The organism is Nocardioides marinisabuli, from assembly GCF_013466785.1.
In the GTDB taxonomy this organism is placed as follows: domain Bacteria; phylum Actinomycetota; class Actinomycetes; order Propionibacteriales; family Nocardioidaceae; genus Nocardioides; species Nocardioides marinisabuli.
Genome location: NZ_CP059163.1, coordinates 3,970,874 through 3,982,983, shown reverse-complemented (window position 1 = coordinate 3,982,983; position 12,110 = coordinate 3,970,874). Strand labels below are relative to the sequence as shown.

The window sequence follows — 12,110 nt, the reverse complement described above, 5'->3', positions numbered from 1 at the left end:
GCGTCGCTGGCGCTCCTTGCTGCTCGACCAACGAGGGCGGCGTACGGCGGGGGAGGTGGCGCCGGCTCGGTGGTGGCGGGGTCTCGACGACGCGCGTCGCTGGCGCTCCTTGCTGCTGCTCGACCAACGAGGGCGGCGTACGGCGGGGGAAGTGGCGCCGGCGCGGTGGTGGCGGGGTCTCGACGACGCGCGTCGCTGGCGCTCCTTGCTGCTCGACCAACGGAGGCGGCGTACGCCGAGGGAAGTGGCGCCGGCTCGGCGGGAGACCGGGGAGGTGGTCACCCGCGGGGGTGGACGTGGGTCGGGGCTGGGTGGGTACCGAGAAGGTGGACAGCAACCACGACGAAGCCAAGGGAGCACACCGTGCCGTCAGTCGAGCGCACCGTCACCGTCGACCAGCCGATCCAGAAGGTCTGGGACTACCTCAGCGACTTCCGCAACAGCGAGGAGTGGGACCCGCCGTCGGTGAGCACCGAGCGGACCAGCGGCGACGGGGGAGTCGGGACGACCTACCACAACGTCTCGAAGTTCCTCGGCTCCGAGCAGGAGGTCGACTACACGGTCACCCAGCACGAGGCGCCACACACCTTCCAGCTCAAGGGCGACGCGGGGTCGATCCAGCTGCTCGACACGATCACCTTCGAGGAGCGCAACGGGCGCACGTCGGTGACCTACCACGCCGAGTTCGACCCGCAGGGCGCCGCCAAGCTGGCCGAGCCGCTGATGCCTGCAGGTCTCAAGCTGCTGGCCGACAAGGTCGCCGCCAGCATGGAGGAGCACCTCAGCAAGCTCTGAGCGACACTCAGGTGGATGACGCCTCGGCGATCGCCGCGATCGAGGCGTCGAGGGCGGCGTCGAACTCGGCGTCGTCCATCTGCGCGGTCAGCCCCTCGGTGAGCGCGCGCGAGAAGCTGGCGATGACCCCGGGGTTCCGGGTGAGACGGGCGACCGCCTCCTCGCGGGTGTAGCCGCCGGACAGGGCCGCCACCCGCAGGACACGGGGGTGCTCGAGCAGACGGGTGTGCAGCCCGTCCTGGTCGGGCAGGGTCAACTTCAGCACCACGTCCTGGCCCTCGTCGAGGCCGTCGAGGTGCTCGAGCAGGGTCGCGTCGACCATCTCGTCGGTGGCGGCCTTGCGCGGGCTCGCGATGTCGACCTCCGGCTCGATGATGGGCACCAGCCCCGCGGCCAGGACCTGCCGGGCGACCGCGAGCTGCTGGGCCACCACCGCCTCGACCCCCGCCGCGTCGTCGGTCAGCACCACCGAGCGCATCTTGGTGCCGAAGACGCCGTGCCCCTTGGCCCGCTCCAGGACCTCGTCGAGGCCCGGCATGGGCCGCATCAGCCTGGCCCCGTGCGCCTCGTCCTCGAGCCCCTTGTCGATCTTGAGGAACGGCACCACCTGCTTCTCCTGCCACAGGTACTCCGCCGAGCCCCGGCCCTCGATCTCGCGGTCCATCGTCTGCTCGAAGAGGATGGTGGCCAGGATGCGGTCGCCGCCGAAGACCGCGCTGGTGATGATCCGGGTGCGCATCCGGTGCACGAGGTCGAACATCGTCGCCTCGTCGTCGTACGCCGTCTCGTCGAGGCCGTAGAGCCGCAGCGCCTTCGGCGTGCTGCCGCCGCTCTGGTCGAGCGCGGCGACGAAGCCGCGGCCGGTCCTGACACGGGCGAGCATCTCGGGGTCCATCTGCCCACCCTCACCCGCCGGCGCGCCGGGCGGGAGGGACGTTGGTCCCGGACGGCTCAGCCGAAGGGCAGCGGCTCGGGCGCCAGCGAGACCGCCTTGGCGCGCGCGGCGGTGAGCCGGCGGCGGTGGTGCTGGCGGCAGAGCACCTCGTAGGCCACGTCGGCGTCGGCGTCGGAGGTGGGCGTGGGGGTCTCGGCGGCCTCGACGTCGCCGACGACGATCACCTCGCCGTCGGTGACCATCACGCCGTTCTCGGTGCGTGCGTTGTGGGTGGCGCGCTTGCCGCACCAGCACAGCGCCTCGACCTGCAGCACGTTCATCCGGTCCGCGAGCTCGACCAGGCGCCCCGAGCCCGGGAACAGCTGGGTGCGGAAGTCGGTGAGGATGCCGAAGGCGAAGACGTCGATCTGCAGCTCGTCGACGATCTTGGCCAGCTGGTCGACCTGGTCGCGGGTGTAGAACTGGGCCTCGTCGCAGATCACGTAGTCGATGCGGGTGCCCTGGGTGAGGCTGTCGACGACGTGGCGCCAGAAGTCGAAGTCGGCGTCGACCTCGAGCGCCTCGTGGGTCAGCCCGAGCCGGCTGGAGATGCGGCCCTGGCCGGCCCGGTCGCGGGTGACGAAGATCCGCCCCTGCCGCCCGCGTGCGGCGTGGTTGTGGTTCGTCTGGAGCGCCAGGGTGCTCTTGCCCGAGTCCATGGTCCCGGTGAAGAAGTGCAGTTCGGCCACGGGGCGCGATCCTCTCACGAGCCGACCCGTGCGGCACGATGGGCGCCATGAGCAGTCCTCTCATCAGCGCCCCCGTGCTCCGCGGCCTCCTCGACGACCCGCACGCGCCCGTCGTGACGCTCCTCGACGTCCGCTACCGCCTCGGTGGCCCCGCCGGGCCCGGCCAGCACGCCGAGGGCCACCTGCCCGGGGCGGCGTACGTCGACCTCGACACCGACCTGGCCGCGCCGCCCGCGACCACCCCCGACGGCGGCGGGCGGCCACCCGCTGCCGACCACCGAGGACTTCGAGGCCGCGATGCGCCGCCTCGGCGTCGACGACGACCGGCCCGTGGTCGTGTACGACGACTGGTCGGGGCTCGCCGCGAGCCGGGCCTGGTGGCTGCTGCGCTACCACGGCCACCGCAACGTGCGGGTCCTCGACGGCGGCTGGGCCGCGTGGCTCGCCGTCGGCGGCCCGGTCGAGACCGGTCCGGTCGACCCCTCGCCCGGCGGCTTCACGGCGCGACCCGGGCAGATGCCCGTGGTGGCTCTCGGCGACGTCCTCGACGTCGACGTGCTGGTCGACGCCCGCGCCCCCGAGCGCTACCGCGGCGACGTCGAGCCGATGGACCCGGTCGCGGGCCACGTGCCCGGCGCGGTCAACGTGCCGACGACGACCAATCTCACCTCGGCCGGGACCTTCCGCGACGCCACCACGCTGCGTGCGCTGTACGCCGCCGAGGGGGTCGCGCCGGGCGCCGACGTCGCGGCGTACTGCGGCTCGGGCGTCACCGCCTGCCACGACGTGCTGGCCATGGAGCTGGCCGGCATCCGTGCGGCGCTCTACCCCGGCTCGTGGAGCGAGTGGAGCGCCGACCCGCAGCGGCCCGTCGAGCGGGGCTGACCCGTCGAGGGGTGCCTACCAGTGCACGCCCTTGAAGATCTTGGCCAGCATGATCTGCTCGCTCTCGCGGGTCCCGCCCGAGCCCTCGCCCTTGGCCGCGGCCGAGTCGGGGAAGACGTGGTAGGCCATGTTGAGCAGCCGGAAGGTCAGCTTGGGCGCCAGCGTGTGCATCACCGCGCCGGCGTTGCCCAGCAGCGTGTTGATCTCGTGGGGCCGCCCGACCATCGCCTCGACCACCAGGTCGGCCGCCTGCGCCGGTGAGATCGTGGGGAACTTGTCGTAGATCTTGGTCGGCGCGATCATCGGGGTGCGCACCAGCGGCATGTGGATGCCGGTGAAGGTGATGCCGTCGCCGACGAGCTCGGAGGCCACCACGTTGCTCCACGAGTCGAGCGCCGACTTCGAGGCGACGTACGCCGAGAACCGCGGCGGGTTGGTCTGGACGCCGATCGAGCTGACGTTGACTACGTGCCCGCGCTTCTGCTCCTGCATGGTCGGCAGCAGCCCCATCACCAGGCGGATCGCGCCGAAGTAGTTGAGCTGCATGGTGCGCTCGAAGTCGTGGAAGCGGTCGTGGGACAGGCGCAGCGAGCGACGGATCGAGCGGCCCGCGTTGTTGACCACGTAGTCGACCGAGGGCAGCTCGCTCGCCAGCTGCTCGCACAGCCGGTCGATCGCCTTGAGGTCGGAGAGGTCGCACGGGTAGACCAGCGCCTGCCCGCCGCGCACCTCGATCATGGCGCGCACCTCCTCGAGCTTGTCCTTGCCGCGCGCGACCAGCACCGGCACGCCGCCGGCCTGGGCGACCTTGTGGGCGGTGACCTGGCCGATGCCGGAGGAGGCGCCGGTGATGACGACGTACTTGCCCTGCAGCGCCGCGCGGATGCGCGGGTCGCGGGCGGTCGTCTCGTCGAGGTGCTCCTCCCAGTAGGAGTAGAGCGTGCGGGCGTAGGACTCGAGGTCGGGCACGGCGATCCCGGAGCCGGCCAGCGCCCGCTCGGTGCGCCGGGAGTCGAAGACGGCGGTGAAGCTCGTGTGCGCCAGCACCTCGGCCGGGACGCCGACGCGGCTGGTGACCAGGTCGAGCACCGCCTGCAGCGCGCCGTTCTTGCCCACGGCGTTGAGCAGCCCCGAGGGCTGGACCGCGCGCGGCAGGCGACGGGTCAGGCCGCGGTCGAGGCCGGTGGCGAAGGTCGGGGCGCCGGCCGCGGCGCAGAAGGCGTTGATCATCTCCACCACGGGCTGCGGCTCGGGGTTGACCAGGTGGAAGGCCTCCCCGTCACGGCCCGGCAGGTGGGCGAGGTGGTCCATCGCGCGGGCGACGTAGTCGACCGGCACCACGTTGGTGTCGCCCATGTCGACCCCGGCCAGCGGCAGCCAGGCCGGCAGCACGTCGCGCATGGTCTTCATCAGCCCGAAGAAGTAGTAGGGCCCGTCGACCTTGTCCATCGCGCCGGTCTGGGAGTCGCCGACCACGATGGAGGGCCGGTAGACCCGCCACGGCACGCTGCCCTCCTCGCGCACGATGCGCTCGGACTCGAACTTGGTGCGGTGGTACGGCGAGGGCAGGTGCTGGCCCTCGTCGAACATCGTCTCGTCGAAGGTGCCGCGCAGCTCCCCGGCCGCGGCCACCGAGCTGACCTGGTGGAAGCAGCCGACGTCGAGGTCGCCGGCCAGGGCCAGCGCGTGGCGGGTGCCGCCGACGTTCATCGCCTCGTTGGTGGCGTCGTCGGCGGTCATGTCGTAGATCGCGGCGAGGTGGAAGAAGTGCTCGACCTGCCCCCGGTGCTCGGCCACCCAGGCCGGGTCGACGCCGAGCGCCTCGGTGGCGAGGTCGCCGACCACGGGGGTCACCCGGTCGGTGCCCCAGTGCCGGATGAGGGCCTCCATGCGGGGCAGCGAGCTCTCGCGCACCAGCACGAAGACCTCGCCCTCGCGGTGGTCGAGGAGCTCCTCCACGAGGAATCGGCCGATGAAGCCCGTGGCGCCGGTCACGAAGTAGGACATGGGCGGACCCTACTCGTCAGGACCCCCCGGTGGGAGGCCCAGCGACCAGCTGCTGCTACTCCGGCTTGCCGCCGCCGAACATGATCTCGTCCCAGCTCGGCACCGAGGCGCGCCCACGGCTCTTGCGCACCGGCCGGCGCACCGGCGCCTCGGGCTGCGGCTCGGGCTCGGGCTCGGGTGCCGCCTCCGCGGCGGGCTCCGGCTCCACGACCGGCTCCGGCGCGGGCTCAGGCTCAGGCTCCGGCTCCGGCTCGGGGGAGACCATGCCGATCGCGTCGTCACCCAGCGGCAGCTCCTCGTCGTCGAGGGAGACCCGCCGACGCGCCCGCGCCTGCTGGAGGTCGTCGAGCGGGGCGGGCAGCGTGGCCGTGGCGATGACCTCGCCCACCAGCCAGCGGGCGTCCTCGTCGTCGAGCAGCACGTAGTTGCCGGGCATGTCGTAGGTGAAGTGCGCCAGGCCGCTGCGCGGACGGGTCTCGAACTCGGCGCTCAGGGTCCAGCGGCCGTCCTCGCGACGCCAGGCGTCCCAGGTCACCACGTCGGGGCCGACGTGCTCGGCGCGCAGGTGGGCCTCGACGGCCTCGCCCAGGGTGCGGGCGCCGTCGGCGCCGGCGGTGCGGCGCACCGAGCTGCGCTGGGCGCGCTGGGCGACGTGCTCGCGCTCGGCGAGCACCGGGCCGGCGTACGGCATGATCTTCTCGACGCTCGTCTGGGCCGCGTCGGCGACGGCCTCGGGGGTCTCGCCCGCCCGGATCCGTGCCTGGATGTCGCGAGGGCGCAGGACGCTGTCCATCTTCATCTCCAACTGGCCGAGTCGTGAGGAATCGCCGCGCAGGGCGGCGCGGAGCCGGGCGTCGACGTCGAGGTCGTGCTCGACACCGGTGTCGTCGACCAGGAGCAGGCGCTTCCCGTCCTCGCTCACCCCCGCGAGGGTCAGGTGCACCATGTCCGGTCCACCTCCTCGTCCACCGGTGCCGGCGACGTGCCGACAACTGCGCTGAGCCTACGCCAGCAGGGGGCCCCGACCGTGGACGCCGTGCCCTGCGCAGCGCGGGTCGTGGGTAGCCTCGCCGGGTGCCACCTGTCGAGCCCGCTCCCACCCTGGTCGTCCTCGACCTCATCGGCATCTTCGTGTTCGCGATCTCCGGGGCCCTGGTCGCGGTGCGCAAGGAGCTCGACCTCTTCGCCGTGCTGGTGCTCGCGGGCACCACCGGCCTGGGCGGCGGCTTCCTGCGCGACGTCCTCATCGACGCCACGCCGCCCGCGGCGCTGGCCGACTGGCGCTACCTGCTGGTGCCGGTGGGGGCCGGGCTGCTGGCCTTCGTCTACCACCCGACGCTGGGCCGGATGGAGCGGCTGGTGACGGTCTTCGACGCCTTCGGCCTGGCGCTCTTCTGCGTCGCGGGCGCCCTCAAGGCCGTCGACTACGGGCTGGGCCCGCTGCCGGCCGCGCTGCTGGGGATGGTCACCGGCATCGGCGGGGGCATGGTGCGCGACGTGCTCGCCGGCCGGGTGCCGATCATCTTCCGCGGCGAGCTCTACGCGACCCCGGCGCTGGCCGGGGCGATGGTGGCGGTGCTGATGGAGCGCGGCGGGCTGCCGGTCGTCGTGGCGGCGCTGACCGGGGCCACGGTCTGCCTGGCGTGGCGGCTGCTGGCGATGTGGCGCGGCTGGCAGGCACCCCTGCCCCGGGGCTCCGCCAGCGTCTGAGCGCCCGGGTCAGTCGCCCAGCACCCGGCGCAGGTAGGCGTTGGTGAGGACCCGGTCGGGGTCGAGCCGCTCGCGCACCGCCAGGAACTCCTCGAAGCGCGGGTAGGCCGGCGCGAGGTCGTCGGCGGTGCGGGAGTGCAGCTTGCCCCAGTGCGGGCGCCCGTCGTGGGCGCGCATGATCGGCTCGAGCAGCGCGAAGTACTCCTCGTGCGGCACCGAGCGGTGGGTGTGGAAGGCCAGGTACGTCGAGTCGCGGCCCGAGGCGGTCGAGAGCGGCACGTCGTCGGCGGGGGCGGTGCGCACCTCGACCGGGAAGCTGATCCGCAGCCCGGAGGCCTCGATCGCCGCCCGCGCCTCGCGCAGCGCGGCGAGGCCGGCCTCGCGCGGCACGGCGTACTCCATCTCGCGGAAGACGACCGAGCGCCGCGCGGTGAAGACACGGTGCGCCACGTCGCTGTAGGTGCGCTCGGAGAGCATGGTCGAGCTCGCCCGGTTGATCGGCGGCACGAGGCGCGGGACCCGGGCCGAGAGCGCCGTCAGCGCCCCGAACGCGGTGTTCTGGAGCAGGTCGTCGTCGAGGCGGTGCCGCCAGCGGGGGAGCGGGCGGGCCTCCTCGAGCGGCACGTCGAGCCGGTCGTTGCACTTGGCCTGCACCCGGTCGGTGTGGGGGAACCAGTAGAGGTCGACGTGGTGGTGGGCGGCCACGAGGTCGTCGAAGGACCCCAGCGCCTCGTCCCAGCCCAGCGGCCGCTCGTGCGCCTCGAGCACGAAGAGGGGCTCGACGGCGAAGGTGAGCGTGGTCAGGACGCCCAGGGCGCCCAGCCCCAGCCGAGCCACCGCGAGCACGTCGGGGTGGTGCTCGGCGTCGGCGCGCAGCACCTCGCCGGTACCGGTGACCATCTCGAGCCCCACCACCTGCGCGGCCAGCCCGGCGGCGACGCCACCGGTGCCGTGGGTGCCGGTCGAGACGGCCCCCGCGAGGGTCTGCTCGGCGATGTCGCCCATGTTGTGCAGGCTCAGCCCCAGGCCCTCCAGGGTCGCGTTGAGCACGTGCAGGGGGGTGCCGGCCAGGGCGGTGACCGTCATCGCCTCCCGGTCGACCGCGACCACCCCGCTCATCGAGGTGGGGTTGAGCATCGTGTGCTCGGGTGCGGCGATGCCGGTGAAGCTGTGGCCGGTGCCGACCATCTTCAGCGTCGAGCGCTCCTCGCGCGCCCGCTGCACGAGGCCGACCACGTCGTCCACGTCGCGCGGCTCGGCCACCCGCACCGGGTGGGTGGTCTCGGTGCCCGACCAGTTCTGCCACATGGGTGGGACGCTAGCGCGTGCCGCGGTGGCACGATGCCGTCATGCTCTGGACAGTCCTCGCCCTGCTCGTGCTCGTGCCGCTCGCCGCCTGGGCGGGGATCAGGATCCTGCGCGACCCGCACCGGAAGTGAGCGTCTGGGCCGCCAGCACGGCCAGCAGGCCGGCGCCGAGCGAGACCAGGTAGGCCGTCGAGGCGCCCGAGGCGTCGACGACCAGGCCCGACAGCGTCGCCCCGGGCGCGACGCCGGCGACCAGCCCGGTCTGCACCACCGACATGCCCTCGGTGAGCCGGCTGCGGGGCATCGTGGCCTCGGTCAGCGACATGGTGGCGATCATCGTCGGCGCGATCGCGGCCCCGCCGACCAGCAGCACCAGGCCCATCAGCGGCAACGACCCGACGAAGGGCAGCGGGGCCATCGCCGCGGCCATCGCGAACGCGCCCCACTTCAGCCGGGTGGCCGGGCCGGCCCGCCAGATGACGGCGCCCGTCACCACGCCCGAGACCAGGCTGCCCAGCGCCCACAGGGCGAGCAGGCCGCCCGCCCACACCGGGCTGCCCTGCTCGTCGGCGAAGGCGATCGTGGTGACCTCGGCGGCGCCGAAGAGCACCCCGAGCATGAACGAGACGGCCGCCAGCGGCACCAGCGTGCGCCACGGCAGCGGCGGTCGGGGGCCGGTGGTGCGGTCGTGGGGCTGGGTGGGCGGCTCGGTGCGCCGCTGGGCGGCGAAGAGCAGCCCGCCCAGGGTGCCGAAGACCATCGCGGAGCCCAGGCCGGCCACCGGGTGCACGGCGGTGGCGAGCACGGTGACCAGGATCGGGCCGAGGATGAAGCACGCCTCGTCGACCACGGCCTCGAGCGCGAAGGCGGTCTGCACGTCGGCGGGCGCGTCGAGCACGTGCGACCAGCGCGCCCGCACGCACGAGCCGATCTGGGGCAGCGTCGCGCCGGCCAGCGCCGCGGCGGCGTACGTCGCCGCGACCGGCCACCCGTCGCGCACCGACCAGATCAGCGTGGTCAGCGCGAGGCCGAAGACGACGCTGGCCACGGCCAGCACCCGGCCCTGGCCGAGCCGGTCGACCAGGCGGCCCTGGGCGATGGCCAGCAGCGCGTTGGCCAGCATGTAGGCCGCCGAGACGGCCCCGGCCAGGCCGTAGGAGCCGGTCGAGGCCTCGACGAGGAGCACGATGCCCAGGCCGACCATGCTGATCGGCAGGCGCGCGAAGAACCCGGTGAGGCTGAACCGCAGGGCACCGGGACGACCCAGCACGCGGGCGTACGACGTGAACATCCGAGCGGAGCGTAAGCCCGGGTGATCACCGCCGGCGAATCCCTCGCCGACGACACCTGGAGGGGGTGAGAGGGGTCCTCCCTACGATGGCGGCATGGCGACTCCCGACGTGCGTCCCTACGACGCTCTCCTGCTCGTTTCCTTCGGCGGCCCGGAGGGGCCCGACGACGTGGTGCCGTTCCTCGAGAACGTGACCCGGGGCCGGGGCATCCCGCGCGAGCGGCTGGTGGAGGTGGGCCAGCACTACCACCTTTTCGGCGGCCGCTCGCCGATCAACGACCAGTGCCGCGAGCTGAAGGCGGCCATCGAGGCCGACCTCGCCGAGCACGGCATCGACCTGCCGGTCTACTGGGGCAACCGCAACTGGGACCCCTACCTGACCGGGACGCTGCAGCAGATGGCCGACGACGGCGTCACCCGCGCCGCGTGCTTCGTCACCAGCGCCTACTCGTCGTGGTCGTCGTGCCGGCAGTACCGCGAGAACCTCTACGACGCCGTGGACGCGCTGCCCGGCGGGGTCGAGGGCTCGCCGGTGCACCTCGACAAGCTGCGCCACTACTTCAACCACCCGGGCTTCGTGGAGCCCAACGTCGACGCGACCCTGGCGGCCCTGGCCGACCTGCCCGACGACGTGCGCGAGGGTGCTCGCCTGGTCTTCGTGACCCACTCGATCCCGACCGCCATGAACGAGAGCAGCGGCGACCCGGAGGCGACCTACGAGGGCGGTGGCGCCTACGTCGCCCAGCACCGCGACGTGGCCCGGGTCGTCACCGAGCGGGTGGCCGCCGAGACCGGCACCACCCACGAGCACGACCTGGTCTTCTGCTCGCGCAGCGGCGCGCCGCACGTCCCGTGGCTGGAGCCCGACATCAACGACCACCTCGAGGCGCTGCGCGACCAGGGCGTGCCGGCCGCGGTGATGGTGCCCGTGGGCTTCGTCTCCGACCACATGGAGGTCATCTACGACCTCGACACCGAGGCCGTCGAGACCGCCGAGCGGATCGGCCTGCCGGTGCGCCGCGCGGCGACCGCCGGCACCGACGCGCGCTTCGTGGCCACCGTGCGCGACCTGCTGGTCGAGCGGGCCACCGTCGAGCGCGGCGAGGAGGTCGCCCGCGCCGCCGTCGGCGACACCGGGCCGATGTGGGACGCCTGCCCGGTCGGCTGCTGCGCCAACCCGCGCGCCGAGCGCCCGGCGCTGTGCGGTCGCGGGGCGTGAGCGCACCCGCGCCGCAGGAGCTGCGCGACCTCGCGGTCGCGGTGGCGCGCTCGGCCGCCGCGCTGGTCCGCGAGCAGCGGCGGGGCGGGGTCGAGGTCGCCGACACCAAGAGCAGCGCGGTCGACGTGGTCACCGAGACCGACCGCGCCAGCGAGGAGCTGGTGCGCCGGCTGCTGCTCGAGGCCCGGCCCGACGACGCCGTGCTGGGCGAGGAGGGCGACGACGTCGTCGGCACCTCCGGGGTGCGCTGGGTCGTCGACCCCATCGACGGCACCGTGAACTTCCTCTACGGCCTGCCCCAGTACGCCGTCTCCGTCGCAGCCGAGGTCGAGGGCCCGCAGGGCCCCGAGGTGGTCGCCGGGGTGGTGCTCAACGTCGCCACCGGTGTCGAGTACGCCGCCCACGTCGGGCCGCAGGGCCCGGTCGCGACCCGCGACGGCCGGCCGATCGGCGTACGCCGGGTGGTGCCGCTGTCGCAGACGCTGGTGGCGACGGGGTTCTCCTACGACAGCGAGGTGCGCGAGCGGCAGGCGCGCTCGCTGACGCACCTGCTGCCGCGGGTGCGCGACATCCGCCGGCTCGGCTCCTGCGCGCTCGACCTGTGCGGGGTGGCCGAGGGCAGCCTCGACGCCTACGTCGAGGAGGGCGTGCACCTGTGGGACCACGCCGCCGGCGCCCTGGTGGCGCGCGGGGCCGGCGCCCGCACCGAGCTGATGACCGGGGCCAGCGGGCGTGACCTGCTGCTGTGCGCCCCCGCGGGCTCCTTCGAGGAGTTCCGTTCGCTGGTGCTCGAGGCGGGCTACGCCGCCTACCCCACATCGGGGGAATAACGGATGTGTCATCTGCTGTTCTCGCCTGCGCCGACCGGCCGGTGTATCCAGGTCGGCGTCCATGGTGCACAATCTGCGCCCGACGACACACACAGTCACACGAGACCACGAGGGGAGTGAGGCGACGATGGCCACCGACTACGACGCACCGCGCAAGAACGAGGAAGACCAGTCCGAGGAGAGCATCGAGGAGCTCAAGGCTCGCCGCCACGACAAGAACTCCGGCAAGGTCGACGAGGACGAGACCGAGGCCGCTGAGTCCTTCGAGCTCCCCGGCGCCGACCTGTCGCACGAGGAGCTGGCGGTGGAGGTGAAGCCCAAGCAGGAGGACGAGTTCACCTGCATGAGCTGCTTCCTGGTGCACCACCGCTCGCAGCTGGCCGACGAGAAGAAGATGATCTGCCGCGACTGCGTCTGACCCACGCGCGCGAGACCTGCGAAGG

Annotated in this window: 13 protein-coding genes; 6 read left to right on the top strand and 7 right to left on the bottom strand. The window is 73.3% G+C overall.

Annotated features, from left to right (window positions below; translation table 11 throughout):
• Positions 1 to 363: 363 nt before the first annotated feature.
• The gene (locus H0S66_RS19175; RefSeq protein ID WP_179616782.1) at positions 364 to 795 is read left to right on the top strand and encodes an SRPBCC family protein; all 432 of its coding nucleotides are present in this window, start codon (positions 364 to 366) and stop codon (positions 793 to 795) included.
• 7 nt (positions 796 to 802) lie between these two features.
• On the opposite strand, the gene H0S66_RS19170 is transcribed toward H0S66_RS19175, so the two are convergent.
• From H0S66_RS19170 to H0S66_RS20715, 3 genes are read right to left on the bottom strand one after another with little or no spacing between them, the layout of a single operon-like run.
• The gene (locus H0S66_RS19170; protein WP_179616781.1) at positions 803 to 1,690 is read right to left on the bottom strand and encodes a fructose bisphosphate aldolase; all 888 of its coding nucleotides are present in this window, start codon (positions 1,688 to 1,690) and stop codon (positions 803 to 805) included.
• A 56-nt stretch (positions 1,691 to 1,746) separates the two neighbouring features.
• The gene (locus H0S66_RS19165) at positions 1,747 to 2,418 is read right to left on the bottom strand and encodes a thymidine kinase (protein ID WP_179616780.1); all 672 of its coding nucleotides are present in this window, start codon (positions 2,416 to 2,418) and stop codon (positions 1,747 to 1,749) included.
• Positions 2,419 to 2,432: 14 nt separating this feature from the next.
• Positions 2,433 to 2,696 (bottom strand): hypothetical protein, encoded by a 264-nt coding sequence (locus H0S66_RS20715; protein WP_258017003.1) that lies wholly within the window; start codon positions 2,694 to 2,696, stop codon positions 2,433 to 2,435.
• Positions 2,697 to 2,715: 19 nt separating this feature from the next.
• On the opposite strand from H0S66_RS20715, the gene H0S66_RS19160 reads away from it, so the two are divergent.
• Entirely contained in the window at positions 2,716 to 3,303 is a 588-nt protein-coding gene (locus H0S66_RS19160; protein ID WP_258017002.1) for a sulfurtransferase, read from the top strand.
• Positions 3,304 to 3,318: 15 nt separating this feature from the next.
• Here the strand turns inward: H0S66_RS19160 and H0S66_RS19155 are convergent, their stop codons facing one another.
• Together H0S66_RS19155 and sepH are read right to left on the bottom strand one after the other, a co-directional pair.
• Positions 3,319 to 5,310, bottom strand: a complete 1,992-nt coding sequence (locus H0S66_RS19155; RefSeq protein WP_179616778.1) for an SDR family oxidoreductase — start codon at positions 5,308 to 5,310, stop codon at positions 3,319 to 3,321.
• A 55-nt stretch (positions 5,311 to 5,365) separates the two neighbouring features.
• Complete coding sequence (gene sepH / locus H0S66_RS19150) at positions 5,366 to 6,256, bottom strand: septation protein SepH (RefSeq protein WP_179616777.1); 891 nt, start codon at positions 6,254 to 6,256, stop codon at positions 5,366 to 5,368.
• A 128-nt stretch (positions 6,257 to 6,384) separates the two neighbouring features.
• Between sepH and H0S66_RS19145 the strand changes: the two genes are divergently transcribed.
• Complete coding sequence (locus H0S66_RS19145; protein ID WP_179616776.1) at positions 6,385 to 7,020, top strand: trimeric intracellular cation channel family protein; 636 nt, start codon at positions 6,385 to 6,387, stop codon at positions 7,018 to 7,020.
• Positions 7,021 to 7,029: 9 nt separating this feature from the next.
• Here the strand turns inward: H0S66_RS19145 and H0S66_RS19140 are convergent, their stop codons facing one another.
• Positions 7,030 to 8,328 carry a D-arabinono-1,4-lactone oxidase gene (locus H0S66_RS19140; RefSeq protein WP_179616775.1) on the bottom strand — a complete coding sequence of 433 codons (1,299 nt, stop codon included), beginning with the start codon at positions 8,326 to 8,328 and terminating at the stop codon, positions 7,030 to 7,032.
• 99 nt (positions 8,329 to 8,427) lie between these two features.
• The gene (locus tag H0S66_RS19135) at positions 8,428 to 9,618 is read right to left on the bottom strand and encodes an MFS transporter (RefSeq protein WP_179616774.1); all 1,191 of its coding nucleotides are present in this window, start codon (positions 9,616 to 9,618) and stop codon (positions 8,428 to 8,430) included.
• Positions 9,619 to 9,712: 94 nt separating this feature from the next.
• Here H0S66_RS19135 and H0S66_RS19130 point away from each other — a divergent pair, with 94 nt between their 5' ends.
• From H0S66_RS19130 to H0S66_RS19120, 3 genes are all read left to right on the top strand, one after another.
• The gene (locus tag H0S66_RS19130) at positions 9,713 to 10,837 is read left to right on the top strand and encodes a ferrochelatase (protein ID WP_179616773.1); all 1,125 of its coding nucleotides are present in this window, start codon (positions 9,713 to 9,715) and stop codon (positions 10,835 to 10,837) included.
• Entirely contained in the window at positions 10,834 to 11,667 is an 834-nt protein-coding gene (locus H0S66_RS19125; RefSeq protein WP_179616772.1) for an inositol monophosphatase family protein, read from the top strand. Before H0S66_RS19130 ends, H0S66_RS19125 begins: the two co-directional genes overlap by 4 nt.
• Positions 11,668 to 11,794: 127 nt before the next feature.
• Positions 11,795 to 12,085 carry a DUF4193 domain-containing protein gene (locus H0S66_RS19120; RefSeq protein WP_179616771.1) on the top strand — a complete coding sequence of 97 codons (291 nt, stop codon included), beginning with the start codon at positions 11,795 to 11,797 and terminating at the stop codon, positions 12,083 to 12,085.
• Positions 12,086 to 12,110: the final 25 nt, after the last annotated feature.

Coding starts and splice junctions, on each gene's coding strand:
- H0S66_RS19155 (WP_179616778.1), bottom strand. CDS start 5,310: ATGTCCTACTTCGTGACCGGCGCCACGGGCTTCATCGGCCGATTCCTC.
- H0S66_RS19170 (WP_179616781.1), bottom strand. CDS start 1,690: ATGGACCCCGAGATGCTCGCCCGTGTCAGGACCGGCCGCGGCTTCGTC.
- H0S66_RS19130 (WP_179616773.1), top strand. CDS start 9,713: ATGGCGACTCCCGACGTGCGTCCCTACGACGCTCTCCTGCTCGTTTCC.
- H0S66_RS19120 (WP_179616771.1), top strand. CDS start 11,795: ATGGCCACCGACTACGACGCACCGCGCAAGAACGAGGAAGACCAGTCC.
- sepH (WP_179616777.1), bottom strand. CDS start 6,256: ATGGTGCACCTGACCCTCGCGGGGGTGAGCGAGGACGGGAAGCGCCTG.
- H0S66_RS19160 (WP_258017002.1), top strand. CDS start 2,716: ATGCGCCGCCTCGGCGTCGACGACGACCGGCCCGTGGTCGTGTACGAC.
- H0S66_RS19135 (WP_179616774.1), bottom strand. CDS start 9,618: ATGTTCACGTCGTACGCCCGCGTGCTGGGTCGTCCCGGTGCCCTGCGG.
- H0S66_RS19140 (WP_179616775.1), bottom strand. CDS start 8,328: ATGTGGCAGAACTGGTCGGGCACCGAGACCACCCACCCGGTGCGGGTG.